The organism is Streptomyces sp. Root1304, from assembly GCF_001426405.1.
Classification (GTDB): Bacteria; Actinomycetota; Actinomycetes; order Streptomycetales; family Streptomycetaceae; genus Streptomyces.
The window spans coordinates 246,851-262,702 of sequence record NZ_LMEP01000025.1; the positions used below are offsets into that span (position 1 = coordinate 246,851).

Sequence of the window (15,852 nt, forward strand, 5' to 3'; positions counted from 1 at the left end):
CGACTGGATCGGTTACACCGGCCGCGCACGGCGCGCGGCCGGCCTGACAAGAGATCAAGAGGCACGTTCTGTGAAGGCACCCAACAAGTGGCTGACGGCGCCCCTCGCCGCCGGCCTGTCCGCCGCCCTCCTCAGCGGCTGCGGCACCGAACAAGGGAGCGGCTCCGGCGGCTCCGGGGGCGTTCGCGTCGGCATGTCCGACGAGATCCTCAGCCCCGACCCGGCCGCCGGCTACGACCCCGGCTCCTGGCTGTTGTTCAACAACGTCTTCCAGTCCCTGCTCGCCTTCCCCAAGGGCGGCTCCGAACCCGAGCCCGAGGCCGCCGAGAAGTGCGGCTTCGCCCCCGGCAGCCGGGTCTACACCTGCACCCTGCGGGACGGCCTCACCTTCTCCAACGGCAACAAGCTCACCTCGGAGGACGTCAAGTACTCCTTCGAGCGCTCCCTGCGGATCGCCGATCCCTCCGGCCCCGCGCCGCTGCTCTCCACCATCGACACCATCGAGACCCCGGACGAGCGGACCGTCGTCTTCCGGCTGAAGGTCCCGGACGCCACCTTCCCCAGCAAGATCGCCTCCGGCGCCGGCTCCATCGTGGACCACCGCGAATACCCCGCCGACGCGCTGCGCACCGACGGCAGGGCCACCGGCTCCGGCCCGTACAAGCTGGACTCCTTCAGCGACACCCAGGCCACCTTCTCCGCCAACACCGGCTACAAGGGCACCGCACGGCCCAAGAACGACGCCGTCACCCTCAAGCTCTACCGCGGCGACCGCTCCGCCCTCTCCAAGGCCTTCGCCGACGGCGACGTGGACGTCGCCTACCGAGGCCTCTCCGCCGACGACATCGCCGCCCTCGAAACCTCCGACACCACCGACGACAAGGGCATCGAGGTCACCCAGGGCAGCAGCGCCGAGGTCCAGCACCTCGTCTTCAACATGAAGGACCCCGTCCTCGGCAAGCTCGGCGTACGCAAGGCCATCGCCCACCTCGTCGACCGCGAGGCCCTCGTCGAGAACGTCTACAAGTCGACCGCCACACCGCTCTACTCGATCGTCCCGGCCGGCATCGCCGGACACAACACCGCCTTCTACGACACCTACGGCACCCCCGACAAGGCCAAGGCGAAGCAGGCCCTGCGCTCCGCCGGCATCACCGACAAGGTCGAGCTCACCCTCTGGTCCACGCCCAGCCGCTACGGCCCGGCCACCGACCAGGAACTCAAGGCCATCGCCGGCCAGCTCAACGAGAGCGGCCTCTTCGACGCCGACGTCAAGTCCGTCGCCTTCGACCAGTACGAGAAGGACATAGCCGCCGGCAAGTACGGCGTCTACGTCAAGGGCTGGGTCCCCGACTACCCCGACGCCGACAACTTCACCGCCCCCTTCTTCGGCGAGGGCAACGTCCTCGGCAACCACTACGAGAACGCCGCCATCACCGCCGGCCTCCTCCCGAGGACCGCCGCCGCGGCCGACCGCGCCGCCACCGCCGACGAGTACGGCAAGCTCCAGGACCTCGTCGCCGAGGACCTCCCCCTGCTGCCGCTCTGGCAGGGCAAGCAGTACGCCGTCGCCCGCGACGACGTCACCGGCCTCGAATGGACCCTCGACGCCTCGACCGTCTTCCGCTTCTGGGAGATCCGCAAGGGCTGACCGACCGCCCCGAAACACCCGCCCCCACGCGACAGGAGGGGCCCGGCGCGCCACACGCGCACCGGGCCCCTCCCGTCGTTCTCCGCCGCGAACCGGCTACTGACCGGCCGCGCCCGGCCGCACCAGCCCGCTCTCGTACGCGTACACCGCGGCCTGCACCCGGTCCCGCAGACCCAGCTTCGTCAGCACGTGACCCACATGGGTCTTCACCGTCGTCTCGCTGACGAACAGATCCGCCGCGATCTCCGCGTTCGACAGGCCCCGCGCCACCAGCTTCAGGACCTCCACCTCACGGTCGGTCAGGGTCCCCAGCGTGTCCGGCACCCGCTCCTCGCCCGTCGGCAGATGCGCCGAGTACTTGTCGAGCAGCCGCCGCGTGATCGACGGCGCCAGCATCGCCTCACCGGCCGCCACCACCCGGATCGCCTGCACCAGCTCGTTCGCCGGGGCGTCCTTCAGCAGGAAGCCGCTCGCCCCCGCCCGCAGCGCCTCCACCACGTACTCGTCGAGGTCGAAGGTGGTCAGCACCAGCACCTTCGCCGGACCGTCCCGGCCCGGACCCGTGATCTGCCGGGTCGCCTCCACCCCGTCCATCCGCGGCATCCGGATGTCCATCAGCACCACGTCCGGCTGGAGCGCCCGCACCTGCTCCTGCGCCTGGAGACCGTCCCCGGCCTCACCCACCACCGCGATGTCCTGCTCCGCCTCCAGAATCATCCGGAAGCCGGTGCGCAGCAGCGGCTGATCGTCGACCAAGAGGACGCGGATCGTCACAAGGGCTCCTTCACGGGGCTGAGCTCACGAGGTGCGCCGGCACTACGGCACCGGCGGGGCCGGGTCCATTCTGCCCTGCCCGGATTCGCCCGACTCCGGCGGGCGCGCGGAAACGATCTTCAAGGGGTAGACCGGGGGAGTCCCCCCGAACTCCGGACAGACCGCCTGATGATCGCACCAACCGCACAGCTTCGTCGGCCGCGGCCGCCAGTCACCCGACTCAGTCGCCAGCCGGATCGCGTCCCACAGCGCGAGCAGCTTCCGCTCCACCCGCAGCAGATCCGCCTCCACCGGGTCGTACGTCAGCACCTCCCCGCTGCCCAGGTACACCAGCTGCAACCGCCTCGGGATCACCCGCTTCAGCCGCCACACCACCAGCGCGTAGAAGGTCATCTGGAACAGCGCGCCGTCCCGGTACTCCGGCCGCGGCGCCTTGCCCGTCTTGTAGTCGACGATCCGCACATCACCCGAGGGCGTCACATCGATCCGGTCGATCACCCCGCGCAGCCGCAGCCCCGAATCCAGCTCCGTCTCCACGAACAGCTCCCGCTCCGCGGGCTCCAGACGTGTCGGGTCCTCCAGCGTGAACCACCGCTCGACCAGCCGCTCCGCCTCACCCAGCCAGCCCGAGAGCCGCGCCCCGTCCGGGTCCTCCGCGAACAGCTCACCCAGCTCCGGCTTCGACTCCAGCAGCCGGTCCCACTGCCCCGGAACCATCGCCCGCGCCCGCGGAGCCGTCCGGTCCACCGCCGGATCGTCGAAGAGCCGCTCCAGCACGGCGTGCACCAGCGTGCCCCGGGTCGCCGCCTCGCTCGGCTTCTCCGGCAGCCGGTCGATCACCCGGAACCGGTACAGCAGCGGACACTGCATGAAATCGCTCGCCCGCGAAGGCGACAACGACATGGGCGCCCGGGGCACCGAAGGCACCTGCTCGCTCGTACTCATGTCGAAGACCCTACGACCCGCCACCGACAGCGAGCGGAATACCATCGACCTGGGACCCCGTCGCACTGCATGATCGAACCGTGACGCAGCGACGCGGTCACACCCCGCGACGAAAGGAACCCGTGAACCAGGACGAGCCCAAGCCGCAGCGGACCGAGGAGCCCGGCGGAGGCATCCTCATGGGCCGTCCCTTCGGCGTGCCCGTCTACGTCGCCCCCAGCTGGTTCCTCGTCGCCGCCCTCATCACCTGGGTCTTCGGCGACCAGATCGAGCGCGTCCTGCCCGAGCTCGGCGCCGCCCGCTACCTGGTCTCCCTCTTCTTCGCCGTCGCCTTCTACGCCTCCGTGCTCGTCCACGAACTGGCCCACACCATCGCCGCGCTCCGCTTCAAGCTCCCGGTGCGCCGCATCCAGCTCCAGTTCTTCGGCGGCGTCTCCGAGATCGAGAAGGAGACCGAGACCCCCGGCCGCGAATTCGTCCTCGCCTTCGTCGGCCCCCTCTTCTCCCTCGTCCTCGCCGGCGTGTTCTACCTCTCCCTGTACGCCGTCGAGCCCGGCACCGTCCCCGGCGTCCTCCTCGCCGGCCTGATGATCTCCAACCTCATCGTCGCGATCTTCAACCTGCTCCCCGGCCTCCCGCTCGACGGCGGCCGGATGCTCCGCGCCGTCGTCTGGAAGATCACCGGCAAGCCCATGAGCGGCACCGTCGCCGCCGCCTGGGTCGGCCGCTTCCTCGCCGTCACCGTCCTCATCGGCCTCCCCCTCCTCACCCGCACCGGCTGGCTCGGCAACTCCACCGAGGACATCGACGGCTTCACCACCGTCACCGACGCCCTGCTCGCCGCCATCCTGGCCGCCATCATCTGGACCGGCGCCGGCAACAGCCTCCGCATGGCCCGCCTCCGCGAGCACCTCCCCGAGCTCCGCGCCCGCAGCCTCACCCGCCGCGCCATCCCCGTCGAGCCCACCACCCCGCTCTCCGAGGCCCTCCGCCGCGCCAACGAGGCCGGCGCCCGCGCCCTCGTCGTCGTCGACGGCAACGGCGACCCCACCGGCATCGTCCGCGAGGCCGCCATCGCCGCCGTCCCCCAGCACCGCCGCCCCTGGGTCGCCGTCAGCACCCTCGCCCAGGACCTCGCCGACGGCATGCGCGTCCCCGCCGAACTCACCGGCCAGCCCCTCCTCGACCACCTCCGCGCCAGCCCCGCCACCGAGTACCTGGTCGTCGAGGACACCGGCGAGATCTACGGCGTCCTCGCCACCACCGACGTCGAGCGCGCCTTCGTCAAGGCCATGGCACGACCCACCTCCTGACCCCGGTACTCTGGTCGTATGTCCGAACCGACCGGTGCCGCCCGCCGCCGCGGGCCCTTCAAGGTCGGGGACCAGGTTCAGCTGACCGACCCCAAGGGCCGCCACTACACGTTCACGCTCGAAGAGGGAAAGAACTTCCACACCCACAAGGGTTCTTTCCCCCACGACGAGCTGATCGGCGCACCCGAGGGCAGCGTTGTCCGTACCACCGGAAACGTCGCCTACCTCGCGCTGCGCCCCCTGCTCCCCGACTACGTCCTGTCCATGCCCCGCGGTGCCGCCGTGGTCTACCCGAAGGACGCGGGCCAGATCCTCGCCTTCGCCGACATCTTCCCCGGCGCGCGCGTCGTCGAGGCCGGCGTGGGCTCCGGCTCCCTCAGCAGCTTCCTGCTCCGCGCCATCGGCGACAGCGGCATGCTGCACTCCTACGAGCGCCGCGAGGACTTCGCCGAGATCGCGAAGGGCAACGTCGAGCGCTACTTCGGCGGCCCGCACCCCGCGTGGCAGCTGACCGTCGGCGACCTCCAGGACAACCTGTCCGACACCGAGGTCGACCGCGTCATCCTGGACATGCTCGCCCCCTGGGAGTGCCTGGAGGCCGTCTCCAAGGCGCTCGTCCCCGGCGGCATCCTCTGCTGCTACGTGGCGACCACCACCCAGCTCGCCCGCACCGTGGAGTCCATCCGCGAGTTCGGCTGCTACGCAGAGCCGCAGCCCTGGGAATCCATGATCCGCAACTGGCACGTCGAGGGCCTCGCCGTCCGCCCCGATCACCGCATGATCGGCCACACCGGCTTCCTCGTCACCGCCCGTCGCCTCGCTGACGGGGTCGAGCCCCCGATGCGCCGCCGCCGCCCCGCCAAGGGCGCCTACGGCGAGGACTACGAAGGCCCCAACAAGGGCTGACGTCCCGACATCCACGGCACGCCGCCGTCGAGTTCCCGCCCCACGGCGGAGAACTGGACGGCGGCGTCCTCATGTTCGGCACACCGCGCTTCCCGTACGCGCCCCGCGACCGCGCGGCCCGGGCTCCCGCACACGCGCGGGCACCTCGGGGCCCGGGCCTCCGTACGTGCGCCGGCACCGCACGGCCCGGACTTCCGTACGCCTGCGGCCCCGCTTCCGCGAGCCCCGTGCGACGGAGGCGCGCCATCCGCGACCCGTCGTGGCCGACCCGCCTGTTCCGTCCCCCTGTGACGTGTGGCACGATGCCGGAAACCCGCCGCACCACCCCACAGGAGACGTCTCGCGTGCAGCCCTCCGCCGCCCCGGACCTCGTGGACCTCGCACACGCCCGAGCCCGGCCGGCCCACTGGCTGGCCACCGCCACGGCGACCGCCGCCGTCGTCGCCCTCGCCGGACTCCTCCAGCCGGGCCCCGCCGGAGCCTCCTCGGCCCCGTCCGCCGCCCCGCGACCGGCACCCGCGCCCGAGGCCACCGGAGTCGACTACCCCCTGGAATGCCGAGGCGCCCCGCACACCGTCGCGAAGCGGGTGTCGGGGGACCTGGACGGGGACGGAAACCCCGAGACCGTTGCGGTCGTGCACTGCGAAGCCGGCTCGGGCACCCCGCCCAGCGGTGTCTACGTCCTCACCCGCGGCAAGGAGGCCGGCGCACCCGCGCGCGTGGTGGCCACCCTCGTCGGGCCCGAGCAGCTCAAGAGCGTCGGCGCGCTCGCCGTACGCGACGGAGCCGTCCACGCCACCCTGCTCGGCTACTCGTCCCTCGACGTACCCAGCTGCTGCCCCGACGAGAAGGAGCAGGTCAGCTGGCGTTGGCAGGGCGGCGCCTTCGTCCGCGCCGGCCAGGCCGACGCCCGGAGCGCCTGACCCGTCACTCGGCGTCGGGGCCGTACACCTCGACCTTGTCCTGGACCCGGCGCACATGGATGCAGTCGCCGGGGCACTCCTTCGCGGAGTCCACCACGTCCTGGAGCAGCGTCAGCGGCACCGGGGTGGTCGCCCCCGTGTCCTGGAGGAGCTCGTCGTCGGCGCTCTTCACGTATGCGAGCCCGTCGATGTCCAGCTCGAAGACCTCGGGAGCGTACTGCGCGCAGATCCCGTCCCCGGTGCACAGGTCCTGGTCGATCCAGACCTCAAGGGCCTCCTCGACGCCCGTGGACGGAGCCTCGTGCTGCACGGTCATATCTCCTGCCGTTCCTGCATCTCGTTCTGCATCTGTTCCGCGTCCGGTGAGTGACGCATTCCGCGACCCGTTCCGCTTCTCGCGGGTAAGTCGGGCCCCCTCTGACGGGTGTTGACCCACGACGACGATACAACCGCCCGCTTTCAACTGGTGAAGGGTGGGTATTCCCCTGGCGAGAGGGGAAGCGCAAGGGTGAAGATCGGACACACCTCGGAGTCTTTTTGATCTAGGGGTTTCAATCACCACCCACGCAGGTAGGGTCAGGAAGCGTCCAGCTCCCCTTGGAGGAGGTGAGGACCGTGGCAGCCCACGACGACGACATCAACCGCGGCATCCGGCCGGGGCGAGGGTCTGAAGACCCCGCCGGTCAGGTTGCCTATCTCGAGCAGGAAATCGCCGTCCTGCGCCGCAAGCTCGCCGACTCTCCGCGTCACACGAGGATTCTCGAAGAGCGGATCGTCGAGCTGCAGACAAACCTGGCCGGCGTGTCCGCGCAGAACGAACGTCTGGCGAACACGCTCCGTGAGGCCCGCGACCAGATCGTGGCCCTCAAGGAGGAGGTCGACCGGCTCGCGCAGCCGCCGGCCGGCTTCGGTGTCTTCCTGCAGGCCAATGAGGACGGCACCTGCGACATCTTCACCGGGGGCCGCAAGCTCCGGGTGAACGTCAGCCCGAGCATCGAGCTCGAAGAGCTCAAGCGCGGCCAGGAAGTCATGCTCAACGAAGCGCTCAACGTGGTCGAGGCCATGGAGTTCGAGCGCGCCGGGGACATCGTCACCCTCAAGGAGATCCTCGAGGACGGCGAGCGGGCCCTGGTGGTCGGGCACACCGACGAGGAGCGGGTGGTGAGGCTCGCCGAGCCTCTGCTGGACGTGACCATCCGCCCCGGCGACGCCCTGCTGCTCGACTCCCGGTCCGGCTACGTCTACGAGGTCGTTCCCAAGAGCGAGGTCGAAGAACTCGTCCTCGAAGAGGTCCCGGACGTCGACTACGAGAAGATCGGCGGCCTGGGCAACCAGATCGAACTGATCCGCGACGCGGTCGAGCTCCCGTACCTCTACCCGGACCTCTTCAAGGAACACGAACTGCGGCCGCCCAAGGGCATCCTGCTCTACGGGCCCCCGGGCTGCGGCAAGACGCTGATCGCGAAGGCCGTGGCCAATTCCCTGGCCAAGAAGGTCGCCGAGGTGACCGGACAGCCCGCGGGGAAGTCCTACTTCCTCAACATCAAGGGCCCCGAGCTCCTCAACAAGTACGTCGGTGAGACCGAGCGGCACATCCGCCTCGTCTTCCAGCGTGCCCGGGAGAAGGCGAGCGAGGGCACCCCCGTCATCGTCTTCTTCGACGAGATGGAATCCCTCTTCCGCACCCGCGGCTCCGGTGTCAGCTCGGACGTGGAGAACACCATCGTCCCGCAGCTGCTCGCCGAGATCGACGGTGTGGAGGGCCTGGAGAACGTCATCGTCATCGGCGCCTCCAACCGCGAGGACATGATCGACCCCGCGATCCTGCGGCCCGGCCGGCTCGACGTCAAGATCAAGATCGAGCGTCCGGACGCGGAGGCCGCGAAGGACATCTTCGCGAAGTACCTCACGGCCACCCTGCCGCTCCACACGGACGACATCTCCGAGCACGCCGGCTCCAAGGCCGCCGCCGCCCACGGAATGATCCAGTCGGTCGTCGAGCAGATGTACGCGGAATCCGAGGAGAACCGCTTCCTCGAAGTCACGTACGCCAACGGCGACAAGGAAGTCCTGTACTTCAAGGACTTCAACTCCGGCGCGATGATCCAGAACATCGTCGACCGGGCCAAGAAGATGGCCATCAAGGCCTTCCTCGACCACAACCAGAAGGGCATCCGGGTCTCCCACCTCCTCCAGGCGTGCGTGGACGAGTTCAAGGAGAACGAGGACCTGCCCAACACCACCAACCCCGACGACTGGGCCCGTATCTCCGGAAAGAAGGGCGAGCGGATCGTGTTCATCCGTACGCTCGTCACCGGAAAGCAGGGCGCGGACACCGGACGCTCCATCGACACGGTGGCCAATACCGGCCAGTACCTGTAGAAACGCCCACCGGCTGCGGATGTCCGGAAACCGGGCATCCGCAGCCGACGCATTCCATCCGGCATTTCCCACCGGCACAGGGAAATACCGCGAGTGATCTCCCCACCAGCGCGGAGCCGTTCTAGGCTCTTCGGTACCGCCGAGTCGCGCACTGTGAGCGCCGCCGGGCAAGGAGGGCCGCATGACCGTACGGCGAGTAATGGGCATCGAGACGGAGTACGGGATCTCCGTCCCGGGACACCCGAACGCCAATGCCATGCTCACCTCGTCCCAGATCGTCAACGCGTACGCGGCGGCGATGCACCGGGCGCGCCGCGCCCGCTGGGACTTCGAGGAGGAGAACCCGCTGCGGGACGCCCGCGGCTTCGACCTCGCCCGCGAAGTCGCCGACTCCAGTCAGCTCACCGACGAGGACATCGGCCTGGCCAACGTGATCCTCACCAACGGCGCCCGCCTCTACGTGGACCACGCCCACCCCGAGTACAGCTCGCCCGAGGTCACCAACCCGCGCGACGCCGTGCTCTGGGACAAGGCCGGCGAGCGGATCATGGCGGAGGCCGCCCGGCGGGCCGCCCAGCTCCCCGGCGCCCAGCCGATCCACCTCTACAAGAACAACACCGACAACAAGGGCGCCTCCTACGGCACGCACGAGAACTACCTGATGAAGCGGGAGACCCCCTTCTCGGACATCGTGCGCCACCTGACCCCCTTCTTCGTCTCCCGCCAGGTCGTGACCGGCGCGGGACGGGTCGGCATCGGCCAGGACGGCCGGGAGGACGGCTTCCAGATCAGCCAGCGGGCGGACTACTTCGAGGTCGAGGTGGGGCTGGAGACCACCCTCAAACGGCCCATCATCAACACCCGGGACGAACCGCACGCCGACGCCGAGCGGTACCGCCGGCTGCATGTGATCATCGGCGACGCGAACCTGTCGGAGATCTCGACCTATCTGAAGCTGGGCACCACCGCGCTGGTCCTGTCGATGATCGAGGACGGGTTCATCACCGTGGACCTCGCCGTCGACCAGCCCGTGCGCACCCTCCACCAGGTCTCGCACGACCCGACCCTCCAGTACCTCGTCACGCTCCGCAGCGGCCGGACGCTCACCGCGGTGCAGCTCCAGATGGAGTACTTCGAGCTGGCCAGGAAGTACGTCGAGGAGCGGTACGGCTCGGACGCCGACGAACAGACCATGGACGTCCTGTTCCGCTGGGAGGACACACTCAACCGGCTCGAGAACGACCCGATGAGCCTCTCCGGCGAGCTGGACTGGATCGCCAAGCGGGAGCTCATGGAGGGCTACCGGCGCCGGGACGGCCTGGACTGGGACGCCGCCCGGCTGCACCTGGTCGACCTCCAGTACGCGGACGTACGCCCCGAGAAGGGCCTCTACAACCGTCTGGCGGCCCGCAGGCGCATGAAGCGACTCCTGGACGAGACCGAGGTGCAGCGGGCGGAGACGGCGCCTCCCGAGGACACCAGGGCCTATTTCCGGGGCCGGTGCCTGGAGCAGTACGCCGACGACGTCGCGGCGGCCTCCTGGGACTCGGTGATCTTCGACCTGCCCGGCCGGGACTCGCTCCAGCGGGTGCCCACCCTGGAGCCGCTGCGCGGCACCAAGGCGCACGTGAAGTCCCTGCTGGACCGCTGCCGGACCGCCGAGGAACTGGTGCGCGTCCTTTCGGGCGGCTGATCGGGGGCCCGTTCCGGGCCTGAAATGCCCCGGCACTGGGAATCATGGAAGCAGTGCCCGGACGTTGTGGAAACTGCGGGGCCGATGTCGGACCCGCCCTATAGGGTCTGATCTTGAAGGACTCGACCGAGCGGGCCGATTCGAGCGGGGTGAGGGATATGGCGACCAAGGAAACCGGCGGCGGACAGCAGAAGGCGACGCGTTCCACTGAGGAGGTCGAGGAGACCACCACGGAGGCGAGCTCCGACCTCCAGGAACGCCAGGAGAAGCTGAGCGAGGACGTGGACTCCGTCCTCGACGAGATCGACGACGTGCTCGAGGAGAATGCCGAGGACTTCGTGCGCTCCTTCGTGCAAAAAGGTGGTCAGTAGAGGCTTCTGACCTCGGAATCGAAGGGTAATTGTGGGCGGGGGAGTGCCGGAGCAGCTCAGGCGCTGCCGGGGCTGCGATCGGGATCTGGGATCCGCGTCCTTCGCGAAGGACAGGAATCGCAGGGACGGACTGCAGCCCCGGTGCCGGGAGTGCGTAGCCGCGTACAGCGCCGAGCATTATCGAAGGCGACAGGCGGCCAGTGGCAAGGTCGTGCGGGAGAAGGTGGACGTGCCGGAGGGGTGGAAGCTCTGCCGGCAGTGTGGCGAGGTGAAGCCGCATAGTGAATGGCACCGCAACTCCACCGCCTCGGACGGCCTCTCTACCCGCTGCAAGGTGTGCCGCAGGGCGCAGGGCCGTGCCGGCCATCTCAAGCGCTCGTACGGCATCACCGAGAGCGAGCGTGACGAGATGATCGCGTCGCAGATGGGGGTCTGTTGCATCTGCCTCGCCGCCCCTGCCGTACATGTGGATCACTGCCACGAGACGGGTAGGGTCCGAGGCGTACTGTGCTTCAACTGCAATTCGGCCATCGGCAAGTTGGGAGACGATCCCGACACTCTTCGTCGGGCCATCTCATACCTGGAGGGAAACGCGTGGAAGCCAACACTCGTAGCACCGGGCGTCTACCAGCTGCCTTCCTGACGCCGGGCTCGTCGTCGTTCCTCGACTTTCTGGCGGACCACTCGCCGGAGCTGTTGCCGGGCGGTCGGAAGCTGCCGGAGGGGATCGTCGAGGCCCCGCACGGGACGACGATCGTCGCAGCCACCTTCGCCGGCGGGGTCGTGCTCGCCGGTGACCGGCGGGCCACCATGGGGAACATGATCGCGCAGCGGGACATCGAGAAGGTGTTCCCGGCGGACGAGTTCTCCGCCGTCGGCATCGCCGGCACCGCCGGTCTCGCCGTGGAGATGGTCAAGCTGTTCCAGCTGGAGCTGGAGCACTTCGAGAAGGTGGAGGGCGTCACGCTCTCCCTGGAGGGCAAGGCGAACCGCCTCTCCACCATGATCCGGGGCAACCTGGGCATGGCCATGCAGGGGCTCGCCGTCGTGCCGCTCTTCGCGGGCTGGGACGAGGGCAAGGAGAAGGGCCGGATCTTCTCCTACGACGTGACCGGCGGCCGCTCCGAGGAGCACGGGTACGCCGCCACCGGCTCCGGCTCGATCTTCGCGCGCGGCTCGATGAAGAAGCTCTACCGCGCCGACCTGACCGAGCAGCAGGCCACCACGCTGGTCGTGCAGGCGCTCTACGACGCGGCGGACGACGACTCGGCGACCGGCGGTCCGGACATGGCGCGCCGGATCTTCCCGATCGTCACGGTCATCACGGACGAGGGCTACCGCAGGCTCACGGAGGACGAGTCCTCCGCGCTGGCCCGGTCGGTCACCGAGCGGCGACTCGAGGAGCCCGACGGGCCGCGCGCCGCCCTGCTCTGACCACTCGTCGCCCGACAGCAGCCCAGAAGAAAGGGACGGACCGCCGGTGTCCACTCCGTTCTACGTCTCACCCCAGCAGGCCATGGCCGACCGGGCGGAGTACGCCCGCAAGGGCATCGCCCGAGGCCGCAGCCTCGTCGTCCTCCAGTACACCGACGGCATCGTCTTCGTCGGTGAGAACCCCTCGCGCGCACTGCACAAGTTCAGCGAGATCTACGACCGGATCGGCTTCGCGGCCGCCGGCAAGTACAACGAGTACGAGAACCTCCGCATCGGTGGCGTGCGCTACGCCGATCTGCGGGGCTACACCTACGACCGGGACGACGTCACCGCGCGCGGCCTGGCCAACGTCTACGCCCAGACCCTCGGCACCATCTTCTCCAGCGCGGGGGAGAAGCCGTACGAGGTGGAGCTGGTCGTCGCCGAGGTCGGCACCGAGCCGTCCGGCGACCAGATCTACCGGCTGCCGCACGACGGGTCGATCGTCGACGAGCACGGCTCGGTCGCGGTCGGCGGGAACGCCGAGCAGATCAGCACCTATCTGGACCAGCGGCACCGGGACGGCATGTCCCTCGCCGAGGCCCTGAAGCTGGCCGTCCAGGCGCTCTCGCGGGACACCAACGGCACCGAGCGGGAGATCCCCGCGGAGCGCCTGGAGGTGGCGGTCCTGGACCGTACGCGCCCGCAGCAGCGCAAGTTCAAGCGGATCGTCGGCCGTCAGCTGTCCCGCCTCCTGGAGGCGGACAACGCGGCGGTGACGAAGACGGACGAGCCCTCCGACGAGGCTCCCGAGGAGTAGCACCGCTCCCGGGGAGCGCGAGCGCTTCCCGGAGCCGCGAGGCACCGCAAGGAGGGGGCCGGGTCCGTCGTGACCCGGCCCCTTCCGGCGTACCGTGCGCCGCCGGTGCGTGTCGGGATGCCTCCGTGTGCGTCCGGGCCCCTCCGTGCGTCCCCCAGCCCCCCCCGCGGGGCTCAGAGTGCCGGTGCGGGCCCCGTGGAGCCCCGGGTGACGAGGGTGACGGGGAGGGCGTCCGACTGCGCCGGTTCGCCCGCGAGGACGGCGAGCAGCGCCTCCATGCCGCGTCGGCCGAACTCCTCGGCGGGCAGCCGGACCGTGGTGAGCTCCGGCTCGACCACCGTGGCCAGGGCCATGTCGTCGAAACCGGTGACCGAGAGGTCCTCGGGGACCCGCAGCCCCAGCCGGCGGGCGGCCTTGACGACGCCGACCGCGAGGATGTCGTCGTCGCAGACCACCGCCGTGGGCCGGGGCCCGGGGGCGGCGAGGGCGAGGGCCGCGGCCTCCCAGGCGTCCGCGACGTTCAGCGGCGACCGTACGGTGCGCACCTCCGTCCCGCGCAGGGCGTCGGCCAGGACGGCGGCCCGCACCTCGAAGGTCCAGGACGGCGCGGCGGACGCCAGGTGCAGGAAGCGGCGGTGGCCGAGGCCGAGCAGGTGGCCGGTCACCCGCCGCATCCCGTCGGCGACGTCGAGGTTCACGTGCGCGGCGGCGCCGGGGGCGGCCGGGTCGCTGTCGAGCATGACGAGCGGGAGGTCGCTGCCCCGGAAGGCCTCCAGCGCGTCGGCCGCCATCGAGGAGGCGATCACGCCGTCGAGCGCGGCCTGCGCGGAGGCGAAGGGGTCCCGCGCGGGGCCGAGGCCGTCGGGGGAGGGGTAGAGGACGACGCCGAAGCCCTGCCGGGCGGCCGCGGCGGCGGCGCCGGTGTAGACGTGGGCGAAGAACTCGTTGGTGAGGGCCGGGACGACCAGCATGGCCGTGCGGGTGCGGCCGAGGCGCAGATTGCGAGCGGCGAGGTTGGGCCGGTAGCCCAGCTCCCTGGCGGCCTCGCGGACGGTCCCCGCGGTGCGCTCGGAGACCCGCCCGCGCCATTTGTCCCCGAGCACGAGGGAGACGGTGGCCTGCGAGACGCCGGCCGTGCGTGCGACGTCCCGGCTGGTGGGGCGGTTGCCGCCGAGCGGCTCCGGGGTCTGCACTGAAGCCTCCGCGTCGGACGGTGACGGTCCCGGGGGAGGCCCCGGGACCGGTCGCGGGGTGGACCCGCGTACAGCCGACATGGTACGTATGACGCCTGAAGTTATACGTAAAACCTCGGCGGCGTCCGGGGCGAGGGGAGTCCACATGGCCACCGAGGCCCCGGCACACGGCGGCTATCGCGACATCCTACGGGCGCCCCACGCGGCCCGGCTGCTCGCCGGAACCCTCCTCGGGCGTCTGCCCAACGGCGTCGGCCCCATCGCCATCACCCTCTTCGTCCGCGACCAGGGCGGCAGCTACACCCTCGCCGGCGGCCTCATCGCCGCCTACGGCGTCGCCACCGCCCTCGGCCAGCCCCTGCTCGGCCGCGCCGTCGACCTCAAGGGCCAGCCCCGGGTCCAGCTGCCCGCCGCGGTGCTCTCCGCCCTCGGCATGGCCCTGCTCGCGCTGACCGGCATCGGCACCCTCCCCCTCGCCTACGCCGCCGTCGTCCTCGCGGGGCTCTTCACGCCGCCCCTGGAGGGCGGGCTGCGCGCCCTGTGGCCGAGCGTCCTGGGCCGCGAGGACCGGGTCCACCGGGCGTACGCCCTGGACGCGGTCGCGCAGGAGGTCATGTTCACCGCGGGACCGCTGCTGCTGACCCTCCTCGTCTCCCTGTGGTCACCCGCCGCAGCCCTCCTCGTCATCAACCTCCTCGGCGTCCTCGGCGCCCTCTCCGTCGTCCTCTCGGAGCCCTCCCGCACCTGGCGCTCCGCGCCCCGCGAGGCCCACTGGCTGGGCGCCCTGCGCTCCCCGGGGCTCCTCGCCCTGCTCGGCTCGTTCTTCTTCGTCGGCCTGGCCCTCGGCTCCATCACCGTCGCCGCCGTCGCCTACGCCGACGACCGGGGCACCCCCTCCGTCTACGGCTGGCTGATGGCCGCCCTCGGCCTCGGCGCGCTCCTCGGCGGGGTCGTCTACGGGGCCCGCCCGTGGGCCGGCGCGCCCGAGCGGCGGCTCCGTGTCCTCGTCCTGCTCCTGGCGGTCTGCTACCTGCCGCTGGTGCTCACCCCCGGCCCCGTCGCCATGACGGCCCTCTCGGTGCTCTCCGGCGTCTTCCTGGCCCCCGTCCTCGCCTGCGCCTTCATCGTCGTCGACCGGCACGCGCCGCGCGGCACCGTCACCGAGGCCTTCTCCTGGCTGGTCACCACCTTCGGCGTCGGCTCGGCCCTCGGCTCCGCCGTCGCGGGGCCCGCCGTCGAACTGGCCGGAACGGCGACCGGGTTCGCCGTCGCCGGCGCGGGCGGTCTGGTCGCCCTCCTCGTCCTCGTCTCGACCGGCCGTGTCCTGGGCGCTCCCACCGCTTCCGACACGCCTGGGGCCGACGCGCGACACGCCGTGGGTACGGCCGCCCCCGCCGCCGTACACGGGGAAAAGAACACGCACTGATCGGAAAATGATCGAAACGGGAACGCCCAACCCGGTTTCAGC

15 protein-coding genes are annotated in these 15,852 nt (G+C 70.6%); 11 read left to right on the forward strand and 4 right to left on the reverse strand.

Annotated elements, in window-relative coordinates; genetic code table 11:
- The first annotated feature begins 70 nt into the window (after positions 1 to 70).
- The gene (locus ASD33_RS27765; protein WP_056566331.1) at positions 71 to 1,651 is read left to right on the forward strand and encodes an ABC transporter substrate-binding protein; all 1,581 of its coding nucleotides are present in this window, start codon (positions 71 to 73) and stop codon (positions 1,649 to 1,651) included.
- A 96-nt stretch (positions 1,652 to 1,747) separates the two neighbouring features.
- Here the strand turns inward: ASD33_RS27765 and ASD33_RS27770 are convergent, their stop codons facing one another.
- Both ASD33_RS27770 and ASD33_RS27775 read right to left on the reverse strand, forming a co-directional pair.
- A complete protein-coding gene (locus ASD33_RS27770) occupies positions 1,748 to 2,425 on the reverse strand; it encodes a response regulator transcription factor (RefSeq protein WP_056566334.1) in 678 nt (225 codons plus the stop codon).
- A 42-nt stretch (positions 2,426 to 2,467) separates the two neighbouring features.
- Positions 2,468 to 3,370, reverse strand: coding sequence for a PD-(D/E)XK nuclease family protein (locus ASD33_RS27775; protein ID WP_242427175.1), 903 nt, complete (start codon positions 3,368 to 3,370; stop codon positions 2,468 to 2,470).
- A gap of 122 nt (positions 3,371 to 3,492) precedes the next feature.
- Between ASD33_RS27775 and ASD33_RS27780 the strand changes: the two genes are divergently transcribed.
- The 3 genes from ASD33_RS27780 (at position 3,493) to ASD33_RS27790 (ending at position 6,512) form a co-directional block, all read left to right on the forward strand.
- On the forward strand, positions 3,493 to 4,683 hold the full coding sequence (locus ASD33_RS27780) for a site-2 protease family protein (protein ID WP_056566341.1): 1,191 nt from the start codon (positions 3,493 to 3,495) through the stop codon (positions 4,681 to 4,683).
- An 18-nt stretch (positions 4,684 to 4,701) separates the two neighbouring features.
- Entirely contained in the window at positions 4,702 to 5,589 is an 888-nt protein-coding gene (locus tag ASD33_RS27785) for a tRNA (adenine-N1)-methyltransferase (RefSeq protein ID WP_056566344.1), read from the forward strand.
- 344 nt (positions 5,590 to 5,933) lie between these two features.
- On the forward strand, positions 5,934 to 6,512 hold the full coding sequence (locus ASD33_RS27790; protein WP_056566347.1) for a hypothetical protein: 579 nt from the start codon (positions 5,934 to 5,936) through the stop codon (positions 6,510 to 6,512).
- A gap of 4 nt (positions 6,513 to 6,516) precedes the next feature.
- Here the strand turns inward: ASD33_RS27790 and ASD33_RS27795 are convergent, their stop codons facing one another.
- Positions 6,517 to 6,828: a ferredoxin gene (locus ASD33_RS27795; RefSeq protein WP_056566350.1), complete on the reverse strand. Its 312-nt coding sequence runs from the start codon at positions 6,826 to 6,828 to the stop codon at positions 6,517 to 6,519.
- A 299-nt stretch (positions 6,829 to 7,127) separates the two neighbouring features.
- Between ASD33_RS27795 and arc the strand changes: the two genes are divergently transcribed.
- From arc to prcA, 6 genes are all read left to right on the forward strand, one after another.
- Positions 7,128 to 8,894, forward strand: coding sequence for a proteasome ATPase (arc, locus tag ASD33_RS27800; protein WP_056567138.1), 1,767 nt, complete (start codon positions 7,128 to 7,130; stop codon positions 8,892 to 8,894).
- Between the two features lie 181 nt (positions 8,895 to 9,075).
- Positions 9,076 to 10,587, forward strand: a complete 1,512-nt coding sequence (dop, locus tag ASD33_RS27805) for a depupylase/deamidase Dop (protein ID WP_056566354.1) — start codon at positions 9,076 to 9,078, stop codon at positions 10,585 to 10,587.
- Between the two features lie 158 nt (positions 10,588 to 10,745).
- Positions 10,746 to 10,958 (forward strand): ubiquitin-like protein Pup, encoded by a 213-nt coding sequence (locus ASD33_RS27810; protein ID WP_199863609.1) that lies wholly within the window; start codon positions 10,746 to 10,748, stop codon positions 10,956 to 10,958.
- Positions 10,959 to 11,001: 43 nt separating this feature from the next.
- Positions 11,002 to 11,601 carry an endonuclease VII domain-containing protein gene (locus tag ASD33_RS34600; RefSeq protein WP_107103789.1) on the forward strand — a complete coding sequence of 200 codons (600 nt, stop codon included), beginning with the start codon at positions 11,002 to 11,004 and terminating at the stop codon, positions 11,599 to 11,601.
- A complete protein-coding gene (gene prcB, locus ASD33_RS27815; protein WP_056566360.1) occupies positions 11,553 to 12,392 on the forward strand; it encodes a proteasome subunit beta in 840 nt (279 codons plus the stop codon). Before ASD33_RS34600 ends, prcB begins: the two co-directional genes overlap by 49 nt.
- 46 nt (positions 12,393 to 12,438) lie before the next feature.
- Positions 12,439 to 13,191 (forward strand): proteasome subunit alpha, encoded by a 753-nt coding sequence (gene prcA, locus ASD33_RS27820; RefSeq protein WP_056566363.1) that lies wholly within the window; start codon positions 12,439 to 12,441, stop codon positions 13,189 to 13,191.
- 173 nt (positions 13,192 to 13,364) lie between these two features.
- Here prcA and ASD33_RS27825 read toward each other — a convergent pair whose 3' ends face one another.
- Positions 13,365 to 14,384 (reverse strand): LacI family DNA-binding transcriptional regulator, encoded by a 1,020-nt coding sequence (locus ASD33_RS27825; RefSeq protein WP_056566366.1) that lies wholly within the window; start codon positions 14,382 to 14,384, stop codon positions 13,365 to 13,367.
- Positions 14,385 to 14,529: 145 nt separating this feature from the next.
- Here ASD33_RS27825 and ASD33_RS27830 point away from each other — a divergent pair, with 145 nt between their 5' ends.
- Positions 14,530 to 15,810: an MFS transporter gene (locus tag ASD33_RS27830; protein ID WP_056566369.1), complete on the forward strand. Its 1,281-nt coding sequence runs from the start codon at positions 14,530 to 14,532 to the stop codon at positions 15,808 to 15,810.
- The last annotated feature ends 42 nt before the right edge of the window (positions 15,811 to 15,852 follow it).